This is a genomic window from Paraburkholderia sp. J10-1 (genome assembly GCF_905220165.1).
Lineage (GTDB): Bacteria > Pseudomonadota > Gammaproteobacteria > Burkholderiales > Burkholderiaceae > Paraburkholderia.
This window is the reverse complement of the sequence record NZ_CAJMYW010000002.1, coordinates 936,974-958,547: the sequence shown is the minus strand read 5'-3', so window position 1 is coordinate 958,547 and position 21,574 is coordinate 936,974. Positions and strand designations below refer to the sequence as shown.

Annotated in this window: 15 protein-coding genes; 4 read left to right on the top strand and 11 right to left on the bottom strand. The window is 64.4% G+C overall.

Going from position 1 to position 21,574, the window contains the following annotated elements:
• Nucleotides 1–216: 216 nt before the first annotated feature.
• Together galU and U5A65_RS11095 are read right to left on the bottom strand one after the other, a co-directional pair.
• Nucleotides 217–1,107, bottom strand: a complete 891-nt coding sequence (gene galU / locus U5A65_RS11100) for a UTP--glucose-1-phosphate uridylyltransferase GalU (protein ID WP_321909330.1) — start codon at nt 1,105–1,107, stop codon at nt 217–219.
• A gap of 264 nt (nt 1,108–1,371) precedes the next feature.
• Nucleotides 1,372–1,515, bottom strand: coding sequence for a hypothetical protein (locus tag U5A65_RS11095; RefSeq protein WP_199272116.1), 144 nt, complete (start codon nt 1,513–1,515; stop codon nt 1,372–1,374).
• Between the two features lie 199 nt (nt 1,516–1,714).
• Between U5A65_RS11095 and U5A65_RS11090 the strand changes: the two genes are divergently transcribed.
• Nucleotides 1,715–2,896, top strand: coding sequence for an acyltransferase (locus U5A65_RS11090; RefSeq protein ID WP_321933561.1), 1,182 nt, complete (start codon nt 1,715–1,717; stop codon nt 2,894–2,896).
• 595 nt (nt 2,897–3,491) lie between these two features.
• On the opposite strand, the gene U5A65_RS11085 is transcribed toward U5A65_RS11090, so the two are convergent.
• The 3 genes from U5A65_RS11085 to U5A65_RS11075 are packed head-to-tail and all read right to left on the bottom strand — an operon-like array spanning nt 3,492 to nt 9,702.
• Nucleotides 3,492–5,978 carry a glycosyltransferase family 4 protein gene (locus U5A65_RS11085; RefSeq protein WP_321946274.1) on the bottom strand — a complete coding sequence of 829 codons (2,487 nt, stop codon included), beginning with the start codon at nt 5,976–5,978 and terminating at the stop codon, nt 3,492–3,494.
• The gene (locus U5A65_RS11080; protein ID WP_321933563.1) at nt 5,975–7,441 is read right to left on the bottom strand and encodes a flippase; all 1,467 of its coding nucleotides are present in this window, start codon (nt 7,439–7,441) and stop codon (nt 5,975–5,977) included. Before U5A65_RS11080 ends, U5A65_RS11085 begins: the two co-directional genes overlap by 4 nt.
• A 29-nt stretch (nt 7,442–7,470) precedes the next feature.
• Entirely contained in the window at nt 7,471–9,702 is a 2,232-nt protein-coding gene (locus U5A65_RS11075; RefSeq protein WP_415764589.1) for a hypothetical protein, read from the bottom strand.
• Nucleotides 9,703–10,047: 345 nt separating this feature from the next.
• Here U5A65_RS11075 and U5A65_RS11070 point away from each other — a divergent pair, with 345 nt between their 5' ends.
• The 3 genes from U5A65_RS11070 to U5A65_RS11060 are packed head-to-tail and all read left to right on the top strand — an operon-like array spanning nt 10,048 to nt 13,166.
• Nucleotides 10,048–11,142, top strand: a complete 1,095-nt coding sequence (locus U5A65_RS11070) for an acyltransferase (RefSeq protein WP_321946273.1) — start codon at nt 10,048–10,050, stop codon at nt 11,140–11,142.
• A gap of 37 nt (nt 11,143–11,179) precedes the next feature.
• Entirely contained in the window at nt 11,180–12,223 is a 1,044-nt protein-coding gene (gmd, locus tag U5A65_RS11065) for a GDP-mannose 4,6-dehydratase (protein WP_321909340.1), read from the top strand.
• Entirely contained in the window at nt 12,210–13,166 is a 957-nt protein-coding gene (locus U5A65_RS11060) for a GDP-mannose 4,6-dehydratase (protein WP_321946272.1), read from the top strand. The genes gmd and U5A65_RS11060 overlap by 14 nt, the downstream gene beginning before the upstream one ends.
• Before the next feature lie 82 nt (nt 13,167–13,248).
• Here the strand turns inward: U5A65_RS11060 and U5A65_RS11055 are convergent, their stop codons facing one another.
• From U5A65_RS11055 to U5A65_RS11030, 6 genes are read right to left on the bottom strand one after another with little or no spacing between them, the layout of a single operon-like run.
• Nucleotides 13,249–14,406, bottom strand: a complete 1,158-nt coding sequence (locus tag U5A65_RS11055) for a glycosyltransferase family 4 protein (protein ID WP_321933568.1) — start codon at nt 14,404–14,406, stop codon at nt 13,249–13,251.
• A gap of 31 nt (nt 14,407–14,437) precedes the next feature.
• The gene (locus tag U5A65_RS11050) at nt 14,438–15,658 is read right to left on the bottom strand and encodes a glycosyltransferase family 4 protein (RefSeq protein ID WP_321946271.1); all 1,221 of its coding nucleotides are present in this window, start codon (nt 15,656–15,658) and stop codon (nt 14,438–14,440) included.
• The gene (locus U5A65_RS11045; protein ID WP_415764586.1) at nt 15,655–17,148 is read right to left on the bottom strand and encodes an O-antigen ligase family protein; all 1,494 of its coding nucleotides are present in this window, start codon (nt 17,146–17,148) and stop codon (nt 15,655–15,657) included. The genes U5A65_RS11050 and U5A65_RS11045 overlap by 4 nt, the downstream gene beginning before the upstream one ends.
• A 2-nt stretch (nt 17,149–17,150) precedes the next feature.
• Nucleotides 17,151–18,296, bottom strand: a complete 1,146-nt coding sequence (locus U5A65_RS11040; RefSeq protein WP_321946270.1) for a glycosyltransferase — start codon at nt 18,294–18,296, stop codon at nt 17,151–17,153.
• A 34-nt stretch (nt 18,297–18,330) separates the two neighbouring features.
• Nucleotides 18,331–19,257, bottom strand: coding sequence for a glycosyltransferase family 2 protein (locus U5A65_RS11035; protein WP_321909347.1), 927 nt, complete (start codon nt 19,255–19,257; stop codon nt 18,331–18,333).
• Nucleotides 19,258–19,297: 40 nt separating this feature from the next.
• Nucleotides 19,298–21,544 carry a polysaccharide biosynthesis tyrosine autokinase gene (locus U5A65_RS11030; protein ID WP_415764722.1) on the bottom strand — a complete coding sequence of 749 codons (2,247 nt, stop codon included), beginning with the start codon at nt 21,542–21,544 and terminating at the stop codon, nt 19,298–19,300.
• Nucleotides 21,545–21,574: the final 30 nt, after the last annotated feature.

Here is a 21,574-nt window from a genome sequence, read left to right as displayed (position 1 = left end):
ACGGCGCAGCGCGAGCACAAACGAAACGTTGTGCGCATTCGGCGTGCCCGCCAGAATCGTTATACACCGATGACGATTGCAAATCTCTCCGGGCGCAAGCGCATGGCCATGCCAGGAGATCGTTGGGGAGGAGGACAAGATGTGCAAAAAGCGCGCGGGCACTGAGCCCGCGCGCTTCGAATGACCCCGTAGCGTGGTTGCGCCGCTGCGGAGTGGTTATGCCGCAGCAGCGAGCGCGGCCGGCAGATGCGTTTGCAGATACGCCTCGAACTCGTCCTTCACCTCCGGATGGCGCAGCGCGAACTCCACCGTTGCCTTGAGGTAGCCGAGCTTGCTGCCGCAGTCGAAACGCGTGCCCATATAGCGGTACGCGAGCACCTGCTCTTCGGTGAGCAGCGACTGCAATGCGTCGGTAAGCTGCAGCTCGCCGCCCGCACCCGGCTTCAGCGAGCGCAGATGGTCGAAAATCGTGGGCATCAGCACATAGCGGCCCACCACGCCGAGATTCGAGGGCGCGGCTTCCGGCGCCGGCTTTTCGACGATGCCCGACAGCTTGAACACATCCTCTTCCCACTCGCGGCCATCGACAATGCCATACGACGCGCTGTTTTCACGTGCGATCGATTCCACACCGATCACCGAGCTGTGATAGTGATTGAACGTATTCACGAGCTGCTTCATGACGGGCGTGGGGCTGTAGAGCAGGTCGTCCGCCAGGATCACGGCGAACGGCGAGCCGCCCACGAGCTTTTCCGCGCACAGCACGGCGTGGCCCAGACCGAGCGCCTCGGCCTGGCGCACGTAGAAGCAGTCCACATTGGCGGGCTTGATGCTGCGAACGAGGTCGAGCAGCTTTTGCTTGTTGCGGGCTTCGAGTTCGCATTCGATCTCGTACGACTTGTCGAAATGGTCTTCGATCGCGCGCTTGCTGCGGCCGGTCACGAAGATCATTTCGGTAATCCCCGCAGCGATCGCCTCTTCCACCGCGTACTGAATGAGCGGCTTGTCGACGACCGGCAGCATTTCCTTGGGGCTCGCCTTGGTGGCGGGCAAGAAGCGCGTCCCCAGGCCTGCAACAGGAAATACCGCTTTGGTTACTTTGAGCATGATGTCCATTCCCAGATCGTTCGTTTGAGTCTCGGTCTCGCAGCGAGGCAAGCCGACTTCCCCGAGGTTCTGCACTGGCAGATTCTTGTATTGAACAAGATTGTTTACCGCCTTTTAAAGAATAAAAAAGGCCAATAAATTCAGATTGTAAGATTCAAGCTTAACACCGGAAATTATTTCCATTCATTCCGAATAATTTAGAGCGAATCGGCATGAATTTCCTGATCCGGCTTGTGTCGGTGACGCGTCTCGTTCGGGCGCAGTCTACTCCGCTTCATCGGCGGGCGGCAAGGCGCCGGAACGCGTGCGTGCGCGCCGGATGGGCTCATTGCGCAAGGCCTCACGATATGCGGATACCCCCACGAGTATCAACAGCACGGCCACGCCGGCCAGCAAGTGCAGGTTCATCGGATTCTCCAGCGACCATAGTCGATCACACACAAACTAGCATTTCAATTTCCACAAATAAACTGCTTTGATTTTCAATCTATTTATTTCTCCATTTCTCTTAACCGCTCGAATACATTTTGAAAATATTTTGCTTACTTCACTCGCGCGCGCGCCCCTAAGATCGCCGGGTACTCTCCCCAAGGACCGGCTGACACCGATGAGCGATCCCGTACTCCAAACTGCCATGCCGCCTGCGTCTGCGCTTCCCGCCGCTGCTGTGTCCTCTGCGGCGCGGCCCTTGACCGCGGCGCGCGAGCTTGCAGGCGATCAACTGATCGAGGCTCTGCGCGGTTTTGCGGCCCTGCTGGTGGCCTATTTCCATTGCCGCCAGGTGACCTGGATCGGCATGGGTGCGTTTCACCAGTTGCACGCGAGTCTCGCGAGCCCAGGCACGATCGCCGCGTGGCTTACGTTTCCCATTGCCTGGGGATCGGCGGGTGTGCCGATTTTCTTCGTCATTAGCGGGTATTGCATTCACCGCAGCGGCGCCGCGCGCCTGAATGCAAACCCCAATTTCCGGCTCGACACGCGGCAGTTCTGGCTGCGCCGTTTCGTGCGCATTTATCCGGTGCTGCTCGCGGCGTTGCTGCTCACGCTGGCTGTGGATTCGGTCAGCCTCTCGCTCTTTCCTGTGAGCCACAAGATCAATGGCATCGGGGTGCGGGACTTCTTCGTCAATCTTTTCTCGCTGCAGGGCGTGGCCGGTAAGACGTATGGCTCTAACGGCGCGCTCTGGACCCTTTCGCTCGAAGTGCAGTTTTATCTGCTCTATCCGCTGCTTTTTGCTGCGCGCCGGCGGTTTGGGCTGAATGTCGTGCTCGCTGCTGTGGCGCTCATCAACGTGGTGTCTGCGTTGACGCTGGAGCGGCATGACATCGTCGTCTTCACGTCGTACTGGTTCTCGTGGATGCTCGGCGCATGGATCGCCGAAGTGCGCTTGCGTGGGTCTTCCGGGTTCCGGTTTGCCTATCCCGCTGCGGCGCTTTTCGCCGTGGCCGGATGCGTGGCGTTTCACTTTGGCCAGTTTGGCGCGTTCCAGCTCTGGGCGTGTGCGTTTGCCTGCTATCTCGTGAAGGCGCTTGCGCAGCCTGCTTCTCCTGGCATGCTCCACCTGCTGTTCTCCAAACTCGGCGATTTCAGCTACTCGCTCTATCTCATCCATTTGCCACTGTTCGTGCTGCTCGGGTCGCTGTTGTTTCGCTCCGAGTTGCAGACTTCGATCTGGCCGTCGTTCGGTTTTACCCTCGCCGTGATTCCTGTTGGCTGGGTGTTCTATCGGCTCTTCGAGCGGCCTGCGCTGAATGCTGCCGCGCGGCTTAGGAGGCGGGTCGCCGTTTGATCGTGGGTCCTTGGTGCTTTGGCCTTTTCTTGTTTTCGCGGCGGTATGCCAGCGTTGCCCCTGTGCGGGGCGGCACCTACTTTTCTTTGCAGCGGCAAAGAAAAGTAGGCAAAAGAAAGCCGCTCAAACCGCTAATGCCTGCCACAGTTCACATCGCACCACGAAAGGTGAATGGCTCCGGAGCGTCTGTCATCTCGCACCATTTTCGTTAGTGACAAGGGGCTCATCCGTTCCCGCTGCTCGCTACGCGCGCAGCGGTTGGGTCTGCAAGGGAAACCAGGGGGCGTTGTCATTCTTGGCGGAAGGCAAGCGCACCAATGGCTTTAGGTTATGCCCTTCGGCGCGCGTAGCGCCGCCGGAAGGATGAGCGCCTTGTCACTGAGTTCGGTGGTGCGAGGTGACAGACGCTCCGGAGCCATTAACCCTTGGTGGCGCGATGTGAACTGTGGCTGGCGCTGGCGGTTTGAGCGGCTTTCTTTTGCCTACTTTTCTTTGCCGCTGCAAAGAAAAGTAGGTGCCGCCCCGCACAGGGGCAACGCCTGCATACCGCCGCGAAAACAAGGAAAGGCCAAAGCGCCAAGGAGCCAAAAACCCTTTACTTCCCCCGCGCAACAACCCCATCGAGCACCCGCTCGACCGCCTCGACATACTGCTGCTTCCCAAACCGCTCCCGCGCAGTAGCGAGCCCTTGCGCGGCAAGCGCTTCACGCAAACCCGCATCATCATGCAACCTGCCGATAGTCGCAGCCAGTTCCTTCGCATCGCCAGGCGTGCAGAGCAACCCACTCTTACCGTGCTCGACAATCTCGGTCACACCACCATCACGCGAAGCCACAACCGGCCGCTGCGCCAGCATGCCTTCCACGACCACACGCCCGAACGGCTCAGCCGTAATAGACGTATGCGCGATCACATCGACAGCACGCATACACGCCGCGATGTCATGCCGAAAACCAAGAAAATGCACACGCGCCTGCAACCCATTCGCATCGACGAACGCACGCAACTCCGCCGCATAGGCGTCCTCGCCAAACAGCGGCGCCCCCACAAACACAGCATGCGCCCGCGGCTCACTGAGCAACGCTTCGAGCAGCACATGCTGCCCTTTCCAGCGCGCAAGCCGGCTAAACGCGCCAACGAGGAACGCTTCCTCGGGCAACCCGATCTGCGCACGCAATTGCGCCTGCGGCACACGCGCAAGCGCTCGGAACGGCGATTCATCCACCCCGTTATGCACAACATCGATACGCTTCGCATCGAATCGCGTGAGTTGCGCAAACACCTTCGCCGAAGCATGCGAATTCGCAATCACATGCGCGAGCCCCAGCTTCGCGCAGCCCTTGATCACGGCGCGCTGCACGCGGCCGAAGTGCTCGTCGCTCACGATGTCGCGCAAATGCCAGACCACCGGCTTACGCGCCAACTTGCCCGCAAGCACGCCAATCACCATGGCGCGTTGCGTGTTGGCGTAAAGCACGTCAGCTTCACGGGCGCGGCGGCGCGTCTCGCGCACGAGCGCGGCAATGCCCGCGAGCACACCCAGACGCGGCGCCGCACCGCCATCGCGCCGCACCTTGCTCAATGCGCCCGAATCGAGCACCTCCACGCGCGCGCCAGCCTTGTCGAGCGCCTCCCTGAAGGGGCCGTCGTTAAAGAGCAGCACGTCGATACGCGAGCGCAAGCCCTTCACCACTTCGAGCAGCGATAGCTCGGCGCCGCCCAGCACACCGCTCTGGTCGATCGCGAGTACACGCGGCGACTCCGTTGCGTCCACGTCGACTTCGAACGGCGGCGCGCCGTGCGCGGAGCCCGCCTGCGAGATCGCCGGCACCGCCTTCGCCACGCGCGCGAAAAACTGCTCGCGGAAATGCCGCGAAGAAAAGCGCTCGGCGTTCGCGCGGCAATCCTCGGCGCGGAATCGCCCCGGATCGCTTTCGAATGAGTCGACGGCCGCGATGATCGCGTCCGCGTTTTGCTCTTCGAAGAAGATGCCCGTGGGCCGCGAACCGGTGTCGCGCACCGTTTCGAGCGCGCCGCCCTTCCCGAAGGCAATCACAGGCGTGCCGCAAGCCTGTGCCTCAACCACGGAAATGCCGAAGTCTTCTTCCGCCGCGAACACGAAGGCTTTGGCGCGCCGCATGCGGTCATGCAGCACCGCGAACGGCTGATAGCCGAGCACTTCCACGTTGGGCGTAGCCTTCGCGCGCACCTTGTTCATGTCGGGACCGTCGCCGATCACCACGAGGCGCCGCTCAGGCATGCGCGAGAACGCCTCGACAATCAGGTCGATCTTCTTGTACGGCACGAGTCGCGAGGCAGTCACATAGAAGTCTTCCTTCTGCGTTTCCAGCTCGAACGCGTCGACATCCACGGGCGGGTACACCACCTCGGCCTGGCGCTGATACACCTTCTGAATGCGGCGCGCGATGAACTCCGAGTTGGCGACGAACTGGTCCACCGAATTCGCCGTACGTACGTCCCAGTTGCGGATGTAGTGCAGGATCAGGCGCGCGAGCATCGACTTCGGGCCGCGCGTGAGGCTCGACTCCTGCAGGTACTGATGCTGGAGATCCCACGCATAGCGGATCGGCGAATGCACGTAGCTGATATGAAACTGGTCCGGTCCCGTGAGCACGCCCTTGGCTACCGCGTGGCTACTCGAAATCACCACGTCGTAGCCCGACACGTCGAGTTGCTCGATGGCGAGCGGCATGAACGGCAGGTACGCGCGGTAGCGCTTGCGCGCGCCGGGCAGTTTCTGAATGAAAGAGGTCGTGGCGCTCTTGCCGCGCAGGAACGTGCGGTCCTTCGCATCGACGAAGTCGACGACCGAGAACAGGTCCGCGTCGGGAAAACAGGCCAGGATCTGCTCGAGCACACGCTCCGCGCCCGCGTAGGTCACGAGCCAGTCGTGCACGATGGCCACGCGCGGCGCGCGGCCCGCGGCGAGGGCTGGCCGCAAGGGCCGCAGCGGCATGACAGCGCCCGTTTCGGCGCGTCGCGCTTCGGTGGCGTCGCGCCGTTGAATGGGCGCGGCGGCGCTTTCGGACGGCGCCGCTTCGTCGATCAGTTCGTGACTCATGCGCTTTTCCGTGAATTCAGTCGAAAGAGAAGGGAACGGGCGTAGCCGCGCAGCATGGGCGTGGTCGCTACCGACCACACCACGTTGCCGAGCGCCAGCACGACACCGGCGCCGATGGCGTACAGCGCGTCCGGCAGCCACCACGCAAGAGCAAGCGCCGTGGCAAGAAAACTCAGGTGCGCAAACATATCGACGATGATCGTGCGGCTATGAATGCGCGACAGCCACAACAGCACGACGTAGTCGAACAGTGCGCGAAACAGCACGGCGGCCGCCGCGCCCGGCAAACCGAAACGCGAAATGCCGAGCCACAGCAGGCCCGCAAAGAGCGGCAATTCCACGAGCCCCACGCGTGCGGCAGCGGCAGGATTGTTTTGCGACTGGATAAGAATGCGCGTGACGCCCGCCTGCCCGACGAGCCACACGGCGATGATCAGCACGCGTCCAACCGGCGCGCCATGCTCGGCGATCACCGGTCCCACCCACGCATGCAGGAAGGGCGCGAGCACGACGATCGCGCCGATGGCGATGGGCGTGAACACGGCATTGAGAAATTGCAGCGACTGCGCGGCGATTTCATCCGCATGCTCGCGACCGAGTGCCGAGAGGCGCGGGAACAGTGTGCGCACGAGCGCATTGGGCACCATGTTCAGGCGCGTGACGAGGTTCTGCGGCACGGTGTAATACGTGACGAAGCGCGCGCCGAGGCCCGCGCCCAGCATCATGCGGTCGAGCGAGTCCGCGACCATCGTGGTGACGCTCGCAACCAGCATCCAGCCGCCGAAATTGAAGAGCGCCTTCGAGGTATCGAGGCGCGGCCCGCGCACCTTGCGAATGCCGAGTACGCGCAGCGCGGAGCGGCCAAGCAGGATGGCGGCCGCGAGACGCGCGAACACGGCGGCGGCCAGCACGGTCTGCAGATTCGGCTCGTACGCCCAGGCGGCGGCGAGCGGCAGCAGCTGGAACAGGAACGTGCCGAGCGTCTGGTTCGTGTTGTAGATGCCAAAGCGCTCCGCGCCGTTGATCGCGCCAGCGAACACCCACGACACGTTCGCCACCGGAATCGCCACGGCGAGCCAGGGCAGCGCGAGATAGACCTCGTGGCGCAGTTCGGGCGTGACGTGCGTGAAATACGCGGTATAGAGCGCGCCGCCCGAATAGATCAGCAGGCCGCCGATCGCGCCGGTCGTGAAGTTCAGCCAGAACGCGCTCCAGAACACACGCTCGCACGCATCGGCATCTTTGGACGCATACGCCTTTGAGATCTGGTTCTGCGCGGCCATGCTCATGCCGAGATCGAGCACGCTGAAGTAACCGATCAAGGTCCACACGAGCGCGATCACGCCGTAGCGCTCCACGCCGAGCAGGCGAATATACGAAGGCACCGTGACGAGCGACACGAAGGTCGGCAGCACGAGACCGAACAGATTGATTGCGACGTTGCGCAGTATTCCTTTATCCATTAGGTATCCAGTTGCGTGGCCCGTGAGGGTCAGGCCGGTTTCCAGCGGTACATGAGGACCTTGCCGCGCGCGTCTTCCTCGACGAACACGAGGTATTCGCCGTTTGCTTCGCGATGCGCGGTGATGCCGAACGGCACGTCGACCCAACCCGAGGTATTGCCCACTTCCGCGCCTGGGCCGAAGGTGCCGATCTCCTTCGCGCTGTCCTTGTCGTACACGTGCACGTTGCCCGCGGGCTCGACCACGAACATGTACTGGCCTTCCACCGTGAGCCCTGCCGGCGTGACAGGCGGCTTCGCCTTCGGGTCCCACGGCAGGCGCAGCATGTAGCGCTGCTCGGGGTGAGCGCTCGACCACTTGTCGTAGCGCACCAGCACGCGCCCCGCTTCCTTCCAGAAGCCGGGATCGTGGGGCGCGTCGGCGGTGTAGCCCGTCACATAGAGCGTGTCGGTCTGCGGTTCGTAGATCGCGCGATGCACCTCGGAAAACGGCGCGGGAATCGCGTACTTGTCGAGCTTGTCGTACGAGTAGATTGGGTTGCCCTTCGCATCGAGACCGCCGAAGCGAAAGCGCCAGATACCCTTGTCGTCGCGCGCGCGCCAGATGTCGCCGCGCGTGTCGATCCACCAGCCCCACCCGCCTGCAAGGTGATCGCGGCCCGGATTGCGCGTGAATTCGTCGGCGTCGAACGCGCCGTTGCCGTTCGTGTCGCGCCAGATCCAGTCGCCGGCCGACGGTACCGTTGGCGCATTCGGCACGTTTTGCACCCCGCGGCCGCGCCCCGCGATGAAGCCCGAGGGAATCGCGGTCTCGCCGTCGCGCTGCGCGTCGAAGCGATAGATCTTCAGGTGGTCCGCATACATGTCGGTCAGGAACAGGAACGTGCGCCCGTCCAACACGCGCGCGGTCGGCAGACCCGGCCACTGGTCGGTGTGAAAGACCGGGTCGTCGGGATAGCGGAACCGATTAGACAGGAATCCGACATATTTCCAGTCTTGCCCCGCCGGCTTCGACAAATCAAGTTCGAAGCGCTTGTTGCCCGTATAAACGCTGTTGGGGCGCTGCGGGTCCACCCAGGCGCCATCTACGAAGAGCAGGCCTTCCAGGTTCCACAGGCGCTTGCCTGCAGGCGTATACGCTTCCAGCGTCGCGCCAAGGCCCGCGCCGATGCTGCCATCGTGTTGCGGCCCCACGCCGTTGGTCGAGACGTAGATGTTGCCGCGCGCATCGGTGCCGACGCCCGTCAGGCCATTGAACCGGCCCGGCCCCGGCCTGCCCGCGACACCCGAGAAGATGCCGCCGCGTTCGCCAAGCGTGGCGCTCTGCGTCCACGTCTTGCCGTTGCGCGTGAAGATGAGAATCTGCTGGCGCGGCCCGTTATCGGCGATCAGCAGGCGTTGCTGCGGATCGAACGCGAGATCCACGGGCACCGCATCGTCGGGCAGCGCGAGCGTGTCGTCGAGGCGCTTGCCATCCGCCGAGTAATGCGCGACGCGCGGCTGGGCAGCGCCCTTGCCCGCGCCACTCCCCGTGAGCACCCACACCGACCCGTCGGCCGCGAGCGCGATACGTCCCGGCGCCTCAACGTCCCATTGCGTCTTGCGCTGCATCGAGTTCGCGTCGTACACCTCGATGCGGTTCATCGGCGTGTTGCTCACGTAGAGCGTCGAATCCGTAGCGGCGAGTCCGCCAATGTCAGCAGGTGTGCCCGCGGGGACTTCGTTGATCTTCAGAAACGACGCCGAAAGCTGCGCATGCGGATTGAGTGGATCGGGCGAAGCCTGAAACGTGGCCGCACGTTTGGGCTCGTCGAGCGGCCGGCGCGTGATGCCGTACCACTGGCTGCCCTTCGCAGGCCAGATGCCGCTGCCGACGAGATGGCCCTTCTCGTTACCCACGCCCACCGCCGCATACAGATAGCGATGATTCACGGCCACCGCGTTGCCGCCGCCGCCGCCCCACCCATGCGTGCCGCCGGCAAAGCCGAGCGGCTTGCCGTCCTGGTACGCGCTGATCTCGGCGCCGCTCTCGTCCCACGGGGCGTTGGTGAAGACCTTGCCTTCGGGTGTGACGGCAATGGCCGTGACGTTGATTTGCATCCACGTGCCCTGGCCGTTGCCAAAGGTGTTGCCGATCCACGAGGTCGTCACGTTGAGCTGCGGCGCGGCGATGGTCTGGACCGAAGACGTGCAGATAAACGTGCACGTCGCGGCCAGCGCCAACGTCCTGCGCAAACGGCGATCGGGATTCGATAACGGCAAGGCAATTCCTCCGGTCTGATGACGGCAATCTGCCTGGATCATGCCGCACAAACCGTATGAAAAATCGCCTCCAAAAAAGGGAAAATAATTCAAAAAAATTCAGTATTTATGACCCATTTCCGAGTGCGCCGGAAATAAATCCCAGAGCCCGGGCGTGAAGTCTGTAAGGCCTATGCAGCTTGACCTGGCCTCATTTCCGGACAGCCATGCGTATTTCATATCGGACAAACTCCGGCAATTAAAATTAAAAATCCAATGCCAATATATTTCGGCTTTTTGAAGATTTAATTCTTTCTAGAATGAATCGCACAGTAATCGTGCATGCATGAACTCACCGGAGAACCGATGACCGTTAGCCGCCTGGTCCATCAACAAGGCCCCGCCGACCATTCCCACCGCATCGTCCAGCTGGACGGTCTGCGTGCTTTCGCCGTGCTCGCCGTGTTCGCGCAGCACGCCTTGCACGCGCCGCTGTGGATGGGCGTCGACCTGTTCTTCGTGCTGAGCGGCTTTCTGATCACCGGCATCCTGCTCGAGCGCAAGGCGCGCGGGCAATCGTATTTCAGCTACTTCTATGCGCGCCGGCTGCGCCGCATTCTGCCGCCTTACGTGCTGCTGCTCGTGGTGTCGTCGCTGCTGTTCGGCTTCGGCTGGGCGCACTACTGGCCGTGGTATGCGTTCTTCGCCACCAATATCGGCGACGCGCTCGGCCAGAGCGGACACGACAGCCTCAACATTCTCTGGTCGCTCGCCGTAGAAGAGCAGTTCTACATCGTGTGGCCCTTCGTCGTGCTGCTCCTGCCGCAGCGCCTCATGGCGCTCGTGGCCGCCGCGCTCATCCTGCTTGTGCCCGTGCTGCGCGCCGTTGCGACGCCGTGGTTCGACACGTACTGGCCGATTTACTATCTCACGCCGTTCCGCATGGACCTGCTGGCCGCCGGCGCACTGCTAGCCGTGCTCGTGCGCCGCGACCGCAACGCGCTCGAGCCTTTCAAATGGCCCGCCGCCGTGCTGTTCTTTGCCGCGCTCGGCGCGCTGGCCTGGCTGCACCTGCATTACCCGCGCTTTCGCGCGATGAACACGCCGCTCTCGAACGCGACGCTCTATAGCATCTCGCTCGTGCTCTGCACCTCCATCGTCGTGTTCGCGCTGCAGTCGAAAGGCATCGTACGGCGCCTGCTGTCGAACCCGGTGCTCGTGTATATCGGCACGATCAGCTACACGATCTACCTCATTCACCTCACGATTCTCTATGCCGTGTGGCCGCTTCACTACGGCCGCATCGAGAGCGCCGCGATTGCGCTCGTCCTCACGCTCGCTTATGCGAGTGCGAGCTGGTTCCTCTTCGAGCGCCGCCTCACGCGCGGCCCGCGCCGCCGCTCGGCGGCGAAGCCGGTGGACATCACCGCGCGCGTGCGCCAGTCGAGCCCGCAATCGTAATTCCTGAATCCCGTTCGCTATTTCAAGGACACATCACATGAACGAACGTCGCAAAGCGATCATCACCGGTGTTTCCGGCCAGGACGGCGCCTACCTCACGCGCCTTCTGCTCGACAAGGGCTACAACGTCACCGGCACGTATCGCCGCACCAGCTCCGTGAACTTCTGGCGCATGAACGAGCTCGGGATCCTCGACCATCCTTCGCTCGAACTCGTCGAACACGACCTCACGGATGCGGGCTCGACCCTGCGCCTCGTCGAGCGCGCACAAGCGCAGGAGGTCTACAACCTCGCGGCCCAGAGCTTCGTGGGCGTGTCGTTCGACCAGCCCGCTACGACCGCCGAAGTCACCGGCATTGGCGTGCTGAACATGCTCGAAGCGATTCGCGTGGTGAACCCGAAAGCGCGCTTCTATCAGGCTTCGACCTCCGAAATGTTTGGCAAGGTGCAGGCGATCCCGCAATGCGAGGAGACGCCGTTCTATCCGCGCAGCCCCTACGGCGTGGCGAAACTGTTCGCGCACTGGTCCACCGTTAACTATCGCGAGTCTTACGACATCTTCGCGACGAGCGGCATTCTCTTCAATCACGAGTCGCCGCTGCGCGGGCGCGAGTTCGTCACGCGCAAGATCACCGACAGCGTCGCCAAGATCAAGCTCGGCAAGCTCAACATGCTCGAACTCGGCAATCTCGACGCCAAGCGCGACTGGGGCTACGCGTCCGAATACGTCGAAGGCATGTGGCGCATGCTGCAGGCCGATGAACCGGACACCTACGTGCTCGCCACGGGCCGCACCGAAACCGTGCGCGACTTCGTGAAGATGGCGTTCACGGCAGCCGGTATCCAGCTCGAATGGTCGGGCAAGGGCGAGCGCGAAACCGGCATTTGCGTCGCCACGGGCCGCACGCTCGTGCGCGTGAGCCCGCGCTACTACCGCCCCGCCGAAGTCGATCTGCTCATTGGCGACCCGACCAAGGCGCAGCAAAAGCTCGGCTGGCAGCCGCAGACTTCGCTCGAGCAGCTCTGCCAGATGATGGTCACGGCCGACCTTGCGCGCAACGAACGCCATGACACATTCTGATCCCGCTAGCCGTCCGCGCGCGCTCATCACGGGCATTGGCGGCTTTACGGGCCGCTATATGGCCGCCCGCCTCGCGGCGGACGGCTACCGTGTCTGGGGCACCGTCCGGGCCGGCGAATCGCTCAGCGCCGAGGCCTTCCCGTTCGGCGCCACGGCGATCGAAGCCGACCTGCTCGAGCGCGGCGCCATCGCGCATGCGCTCGAGTCCGTGCAACCGGACGTGGTCGTGCATCTCGCCGCGTTGGCCCATGTGGCCGACAGCGACGTTGCGCGCACGTATCTCGTGAACGTGGTCGGCACGCGCAATCTGCTCGAAGCCCTCGCGCAGCAAAAGCACGTGCCGCGCGCCGTGCTGCTGGCGAGCAGCGCGAATGTCTATGGCAACGCCACGAACGGCGTGATCGATGAGCACGTCGAACCCCAACCCGCCAACGACTACGCAGTCAGCAAGCTCGCGATGGAATACGTCGCGAAGCGTTTTCAGGCGCAATTGCCGATCATCATCGCGCGCCCGTTCAACTACACAGGCGTTGGCCAGTCGCCGGACTTCCTGATCCCGAAGATCGTCGAGCACTATGCGCGCGGCGAAAAGCAGATTTCGCTTGGCAACCTTCACGTGGCCCGCGACTTCTCCGATGTGCGCGACGTGGTGAACGCCTATGCGCGGCTTGTCGAAGTCGCGCCGCGCGGCGTCACTGTCAACGTCTGCTCGGGCAGTGGTCAAACGCTCGGCGCGCTGCTCGGCATGCTTGCGCGCATTGCCGGCTACGAGATCGAGGTGCATGTCGATCCACGTTTCGTGCGCGCCAACGAGGTGCGCCAGTTGATCGGCTCGAACGCGAAGCTTCGCTCGATCGTCGGCGACAGCTCGCGCAAGCACCTGGAAGACACGCTGCGCTGGATGTACGAAGAAGCCCGCGAACGCGTGCTCGAAACGCAATAGCGCGCACTGCGCGCTTTCTCTCGTCGACACATCAACCGCCGCTCTCCCGAGCGGCGGTTTTCTTTTGGTCTAACGACCCGCTTCAGTGGGTAGCAATCGCTTCCGCATAAACACCGGCCACGCGCTTCGCGATCACGGCGTTGTCGAAGTGCTCGCGCGCATACGCCTTGCATGCCGCTTCATCCGGCAGCTTGATGCGCCCAGAAAGCGCGCCGTCGATGCCGTCGGCAATCGCGTTCGCGCCCGTGGCCGGCAGCACGAGGTCCTGTGACAGCCCTGCCACCGCTTCCGGCAGGCCGCCCACTGGCGTCACCAGAACCGGCGTGCCAGCGGAAAGCGATTCCACCGTAATCAGCCCGAAACCCTCCAGCGCGACCGTCGGCACCACGCTCAGCGTTGCGGCGCGATAGAGCGACGGCAGGTGCGCGTCGGGCACGAAACCGAGCAGCTTCACGTTATCGACCAGACCCGCTTCATCGATGCGCTGCTGCAGTTCGGACTCCAGACGGCCGCGCCCTGCGATCAGCAGGAGCACGTCCGGATGACGCTGCTTCACCATCTTGATCGCATCGATCAGGTCCTCCAGACCCATGCGGCGCACGAGGCGGCGCACAGCCAGGATGATCGGGCGGCCCTGCGGCAGCTGCAGCCTCAGGCGCGCCTCGGCGGAGGAGCACGCCGGGTCGAAATGCGCCGTATCCACGCAGCCCGGCACGATGCGCACGCGCTCGGGCGAAATGCCGTAGCGGCGCGTGAGAATGTCGCCAAACGCCTTCGAAAGCACGATGAGCCGCGACGAGCGCTCATACACCGACTGCTCCAGCGAGTGCTTGATGCGCTGGCTCAGCGTGGCCGCGCCTTCCACGAAGCTCTCGTCGGCCCACGGTCCCTGGAAGTGCGAAACCTGCGGAATGCCGCGCGTGACGTCGAGTCCGGGGAAGGTATACAGCGCGAAGTGCGAGGAAATCACGTCGGGACGGTGGCGGCGAATCTCGCTGCGCAACGCGCGGCGCGCGTCCATCAGGCGAAACGGCAGCGAGCGCGAAGCGGAGCCGAAGCCCTGGATCGCACCGCCGCTGTCCTCTGCCACCTTGGGCGAGCCGGCCACGACGCCGCGCACGCGTACGCCCGCACCGGGCAGCGCGCCCACCAGCGAGTAGTACATGCGGTCGAGCCCGCCTGCGCGCTCGGGAAACCAGTGCATGCCGATTTGCAGCGATTGAATGGAGTGTGTGGTCATCGCGTGTCCTTGTTCTGCACGTGTGCGGTTATCAGGGGGTTTCTGCGCGCTGGAGCGGTTGACCGCCCGGCAGCGTCGCAGCAGCGAACTCGGGTTCTTCGCGGCGCACGGCCTCGCTCGCGTCGCCGGCCAGTTGCCGGTAGAGCGAGATGTATTGCGCAGCCATACGCGCCCAGCCGAATTGCGTGGCGAGTTCCGCCGCGGCCGCGCCCATTGCGAGGCGGCGCGGTGTGTCGGTGGCGAGCGTTTTCACGGCATTGGCGAGCGCGGGCACGTCGTCGGGGTCGTCGAGCACGATGCCGCACTCCGGCGTGATGATTTCCGCGCCGCCCGCCGTGCGCGCCGTCACGACGGGCAAGCCCGCCGCCATCGCTTCGAGCAGCGACAGGCTCATTGCTTCGTAGCGCGAAGGAAATACGTAGGTATCGACGGAGCGCATGAGCGTGGGCATCTCGCGCACAAGGCCGAGAAAATGCACGCGAGACTCGATGCCAAGCTCGCGCGCGAGATCGGGATACGGGCTGCCCGGCAGGTAGCCGGCCACGGCCAGATGCACGTTGCCGGGCATCTGCTTGAGCGCGTGCAGCACCGTGCCGAGGTTCTTGCGCGGCGTGCGCAGATCGCCCACGAAAAGCAGCAGGAATGCATCGGCGGGCAGCGAGAACTTCGCGCGGTCGGCGCTCGCGGCCGAAAAGCCGCGCGTGTCCACGCCGTTGTAAATCACGTCGAGCCGCTCCACGGGGTGGCCGCCCGACGCGCGGATTTCGTCCGCGACCTTGCGCGAGACTGCGGCGATCACGCGCGAGCGCCGGTACGCCCAGCGCTCCAGCACCGCATTGGCGCGCGTATACACGAACTGGTAAGCGGACCACACGCCGCGCGTAAGACCGAACGGGTAATACTTGCTGCGCGCCCAGCCGCCGTGCACGAAGTGCGCGGTGTTCACGTCGGCGTGCGCCCAGGTAATGAAGCCGTTCACATGGAGCACGTCGTATGCGCGCCGGTTGCGGCGCAGCCACAGTGCGCTCTTCAACGCGAACACCTGCTGGCGCAGCAGGTTGGTGGGCCACGCGCGCGAGGGTTGCACGTTCACCCACTTCACCTTCGGGTGGGCAAGCAGTTCGGGCGCGACATGCGAGGCGACCAGCGTCACCTCGAACCCCTCGTCGAGCGCGGCGCGCGCGATTTCATGATTGACGCGGCCCTGGCCGTCATTGTGGCGCACGACATGCGTGACGATTGCGACTCTCAATCGGAGACCTCCGTGGTGCGGACATTGGCCTGGCGTTGAAGCTTCGTCCAATGTCCCGCGCTGAGAATGGAAAACACGCTCGAAAAGAGCAGCAGGCCGCCGGTGCCCACGAGCGAGTTGGTGAAGACGAGCATGGCGAAGATCGAGATCGCGAGGCTCAGGCACGCGCAAACGTAGCGGTCCTCCTGCAGGCGAAACGACACGCGCACCGCGCGCACGATCAGCCACAGCACGCCCGACATGTAAAGCAGCGTGCCGGGCCAGCCGAGCACGAACGGAATGTTCATCACACCGCTGTCGAAGCTGCCGTACTGCCCAAGCTGGCCGTTGTTGCTGGAGAGCTTCGTCGATGCGCCGGTGGCGCCCAGGCCCTCGCCCGTCACGTCGGTGAAGGCCTTCTTCGCGAAGTCGGCATAGAACTGGTTACGCGCCTCGTAGCTCTGGTCGTCCTTCAGATTCACGAGCGTATTCAGGCGCTGCTGCATGCGGTCCGCCACCGGACCGAACGTGAGCAGCGGCACGCATACGCCCGCCAGCACGACCGCGCTCACGATGATGCGAATGCGCACCTTGTTGCTCGACTTCATCAGCTGGATGACCATCGCGATCGCCCAGCCGCCCCAGGTGGAGCGCACGAGCGAGAGCGCGAACGAGAAGAAGCCGAACCCAGCCGCGACCCAGCGCACGCGATGCTGCGCGGCCATCACGAACACCATCGCGCCCATCATCGCGAACGCGAACGGGCCCGACGAATTCATCGTGCTGAACACGCGCACGCCGAGCGGCACGGGGTCGCCCTGCGAGTTCATGTCCGAGCCGATCATCCACATGGCGTCCCACGGCGGCATGATGAAGAACTGCACGAGACCATACGCGCCCATCACGAGCATGCCGTAGATGAAGGTGTTGATGATGGTCTTGCTGCATTCGGGGTACTGGCGCGTGAGCACCATGATGTGAAAGCCGATCAGGAACGGATAGATCCAGTTCGCGAGGTCATAGACGGCCGCCGCCGGGCCGCTGCCCACTACGCCCACCGCGAACCCATAGCCGATGCCGAGCAGCGCGAGCAGGAGCGGCAGGCCGCGCCGCTGCCCGAGGATCGGGTAGTAGCGCAGCAGCGAAATGCCGCTGATCATCGTCACGGCGAGCGGAGCGACCTGAATGAGGCTCGTGGGCGTGAAGCCGCCCTTGCCGTAGTCGGCCAGACGCCGCACTTCCGGGCTCAGGAACCACAGCCACCACATGAAGCCGATATAGCGCACCGGGTTCACGAAGTAGAGCCAGAAGCCCACCGCGATCGAAAGCACGGGGAACGCGAGCGTGAGCACCGTGCCCTGGTGCGCGCCGATCAGCAGCGCCGTGAGCACCCACAGGGCCAGCGGCGGCAGCGTATCGCGGCCCATCAGGCTGCGCAGGCCCCCACGGCGGGCGCGTTGCGGGCTCGCAGGCTGCGGCGCCGGTGCAGGGATAGCGGTCGTGACATCCATGATCACATCCCGCGCGCAGCGACGCCCCGGCCTTGGGGTTCGCCCGCCATCGATCCGCCATTGAGCGCGTCGCGCTCGAGCAGCATCTCGCGCGTGAGCTGCGCGTGCTGGCGCGCGAAGTGCTGCGTCGTGAGATCGCGCGTGCGCAGCTGCTCACAGGCTTCACACGCCTGGCCGAGCGCGCGCGCCGGATCGGCCACGAGCGCGTTCGCTGCATCGCGCAACTGCTGGACGTTGAACGGTTCCACATACGACGCGGCCTTGTCGTCGAAGTAGTCTTCGAGCGCGCCGACCTTCGTCGCGATCATCGGCTTGCCGAGCGCCGCGGCTTCGAGCATCACCGTGATGCCCGAAGCGTGCGTGTTGGGACGCAGCGGCACGACGATAATGTCCGCCCAGTCATAGAGTGCATGCTGCTGCTTGATGCCGGAAACGCGCACGATTTCGACGTTGTCCGCGCGCGCCGATGCCGGCATGCGCCGCCGCGTGGCGATACGCACCTGGTAGCGCGTATCGTTGCCGAGCGCGCTCACGAGCGTGGTCCAGTCGCGGTCGCGGTCGTTGCCGATCGCGGCCACGCGCACCGGCGTATGCGGCTTCCATTCTGAAGGCGCACGCAGCGGAAAGTCGTTGGTGTTCAGCCCATAGAGCACGTGTCGCGCCTCGCGCCCGAAGTACTCGCCACACAGCGCGGCGTTCTCGCTCGCGAGCGTGGTGAGCAGATCGGCCCGCTTGAGCAGCCGCTTGTAAATCGCGCGGCGCAGCGCGCCATAGCCCGGCCAGCGGTCGAGCAGCCACACGCTCTGCGCGAGCAGCAGCGGGCGCGCGCCGCCCTTCTTCGCGTTCATCAGCAGCACCAGCGCCACAGCCAGATGCTCCTGCTCGGTATGCGTCCAGATCACATCGGACTGCAGAATGGCGCGACGATTGCGCCATGCGTGAATGAAGTCGAAACCGAACGCCGCCTTCAGGCCGCGCCGCACGAAGCGCATGGGCGTGCTCTCGCTCGCGTCCTGCGCGTAATTGAGCGCGAATTCCGCAGATTCCGCGTGATGGTATCCGTACAGGCTGCCGATATTCTCGCCTTTGCGATAGCGGCGCGGATCGGCGCCATAGAAAAGGTGGACGTGGACTTGCGTACCGCTCATTCGGGGTCCTCCGTATAGTCGTTGGCCGCGCCGCTCAAACGAGCGCGCGGCGCGCCTCTCGTGCGCCGCCGCGCACCGCGCGCCAGCGTGCGAACGCCGCACCCGCGGAATCGCCGCGCACGGCGCTCAGGCCCGTGTGCACGAGGCCCGGATACACGCGCGTGCCGACCAGCGCATACCACCACCAGGCAGTTTCGCGGCGCAGCGGCGTGAGATGGCCGAGCAGGATCAGATGCAGGTTGTAAGCGGCGTTGCGGATCGAAGCGAGCGTCTGCGCATTGCGCGGGTCTTCGCCCGGGCGCGGCGCGGGATAATGGTCCACGGCCACGAGCGGGTCGTACACGAGCTTCCAGCCCGCGCGCTTCACGCTCATGCTGAATGCCATGTCGTTATGCGTTTGCGCGCCGGTGCCGCGCAGGCGCCGGTCGAAACGCCGGTCGCCGATCGCCGCGCGGCGATAGCTCATGTTCGCGCCCTTGAGCAGGTCCACTTCGCGCGCGCCGCCCGCACCCAGATGATGGTTGCCGACGATGCGGCCCGAGCGCTGCAGCTTGCCCACGAGCGTGCGCTCGCCGTCGATCATGCGCCCGTCTTCGTGCACCCAGTCGCGTCCGCCGAGCGCGCCGAGCTTCGGGTCGGACTCGAAGGCCGCCGCAATGCGCGCCACCCAGTCGGCGCGCGGCGCGGCATCGTCGTCGGTGATGGCGATCACGTCGCCCGTCGCAGCCTCGATGCCGCGATTGAGCGCCGCCACCTGCCCCGGCTCCTTGACAATGGCCACTTCCACGTTCAGCACGCGGGGCGTGACATGTTCGGCGAGGCACGCGTGCGTGGCCTCGTCGTCGGCGCGGGCCACCACCACGATTTCGTCGGGCGCGCGCTGCTGGCGCAGGAGCGCCGAAAGGCAGCGCGACAGATCGTCAGGACGCCGATACGTCGGCACGAGCACGGTCACTTTCATCGCGTGTTCTCCTTTGCTGTGCTGGATAGGTGGGTAGACGTCATGCGCTCAGGTACTCGCGCACGTTCGCATAGCCGTAGCCATAGTTGCCGCGCGTGCGTGCCGGCACGCCGTTGAATACGCCGCCCTGCACGCGCACGCCGGCATTGCGCAGACGCTTGAGCGCCTCGGTGATTTCGCCTTCGGTGTGCAGGCCCGAGCGCAACACGAGGAACGTCGAGCCGGCATGTCCGCCGATGATGGCGGCGTCGGTCACGGCGAGCACCGGCGGTGTGTCGATGAGCAACACGTCGTAGCGGTTCGACAGGCCTTCGAGGTACTGGCCAAGACGCGGCGACATCAACAGCTCGGAAGGGTTGGGCGGACGACGGCCGCACGAGATGAAGTGCAGGTTGTCCACTTCGGTCGCGCGAATCGCCTCGTCCAGCGCAATCTGCCCCGAAAGCAGCTCGGAGAAGCCGTTTTCCTGCGGGCCGCCCAGATGACGTTCGAGCGCGCCACGGCGCATGTCGCCGTCGATCATCAGCACGCGCTTGCCCGAATGCGCGAGCAGCACGGCGAGGTTCGCGGTCAGGAAGCTCTTGCCGACGCCGGGCACCGAACCCGTCAGCATGACCACGCGATTACGCGCGTCCATCACACTGAACTGCAGCGAGGTGCGCAGGCTACGCAGGCTTTCGACCGTGAGGTCCTTGGGGCGCGCGTTGGCGAGCACTTCGCGCAGGCGCGAGCCGCCACGCACCGGGCCGCGCTTTTCGAGCGCCAGCTGCTCCGGCGAAAGCGGCACGAGGCCGTACACGGGCAGCTGGAACGAGCGCTCGATCTGGTCCGGATCGACAATGCCCTTGAACATGTTGCGGCGCATGAGCACGAAGCCCGTGCCGAGAATGATGCCGAGCAGCGACGCCGCCGAAACGATCAGCAGTTTCTTGGGCTTCGAGGGGCTGCCGGGGCGCAACGCCGGATCGATGATATGCACGTTGCCGCCCGTGCCCACACGCTGCACGGAAAGCTCCTGAATGCGGTTGAGCAGCAGCACGTAGATGTCCTCTGCCACCTTCGCGTCACGCTGCAGTTGCACGGCCTTCACTTCCGTGGCCGGCAGGTCGCGGAACTTCGTGTCGTACTTTGCGCGCTCCGCCTGCAGCTGCGCGAGCTGCTGGCGCGCCGCGATCAGCACCGGATGCTGGTCGCCGAAGCGCTGTTGCAGCGAGGCGATCTGCAGTTGCAGCGCGGAAATCTGCTGCTCGTATTGCACGCTGCCGTCGAGATAGATCTTCGCTTCGTCGCTCGCGTTGATCGAACCCGACTTGCTCTGGTACGCCGTGAGCGCCGCTTCGGCGTTTTCGAGGTCCCCCTTCAGGCGCGGCTGTTCGCTGCGCAGGAAGTCGAGCATCTTGCTCGCGTCGGCCTGCTTCGTCGCCACGTGCTCGCGCAGGTACGACTGCGCCACCGCGTTGGCAATCGCGGCCGCGTGCTCGGGGTCGTTGTCTTCGAGCGAGATGTCGATCACGCCCGTTTGCTTGCCCTGCTCCTGCACCTGGATCGCGTTCTGGAAGCCGCTGATCGCGTCGAGGTCGTTCAGGCGCACGACCTTGAAGCGCGTGCCCGGACGCGCAACGAGCTTGCTCACGAGCAGCTTCACGCCGCCGCCCTCTTCGACCTGGCCAACGGTGCCTTCGAGCAGGCGCGCGCCGTCCGGCGTCGAGATCACATAGCGGTCGTTATCGAGCGCGGTGAGCGTGAGCTTCTTGCCTTCGAGCCCGGCCGTGACTTCGACCGAGTCGATATTGATGACCTCGCCGCCCCAAGCATAGCTGCCGAGCCAGTTGCTGAGCCCGAACCACGGACGCGCGGGCGTGCCCGGCGTCGCGAGGCGTGCGGAAAGGCTGCCGATCAAGGGCAGCATGACCGGCGTGACGGTGGTGTTCAGCTTGAACTGCTTGACCACCGGCTCGACCACGCTGCGGCTCTTGATCATCTGGATCTCGGCGTCCGTGGGCAAACTGCCCGCCGACGATCCGGAGCTGATGTTCGCGCCCGTTTGCGTTTGCGTGAGGGCCTGCGACGTGTAGTCGGAAGGCTCCACGCGGACCTGAGTGTCGGCCGTATAGACCGGCTTGGCGATAAAGCAATAAAACACGGCCATGGCGATCACCGCCGCCGCGATTGCGATGAGCCAGCCGATGTCGTCGATGATGACGCGCAGCAACTGGCCGAGAACGACGTCCTCTTCCTCGGTGCGGGCCGCCGGGGCCGCCTGGCTATTGGCTTGTAGGGTCACGATTCAATCCCGTTGTTTAGGTGTTGCTCCTGC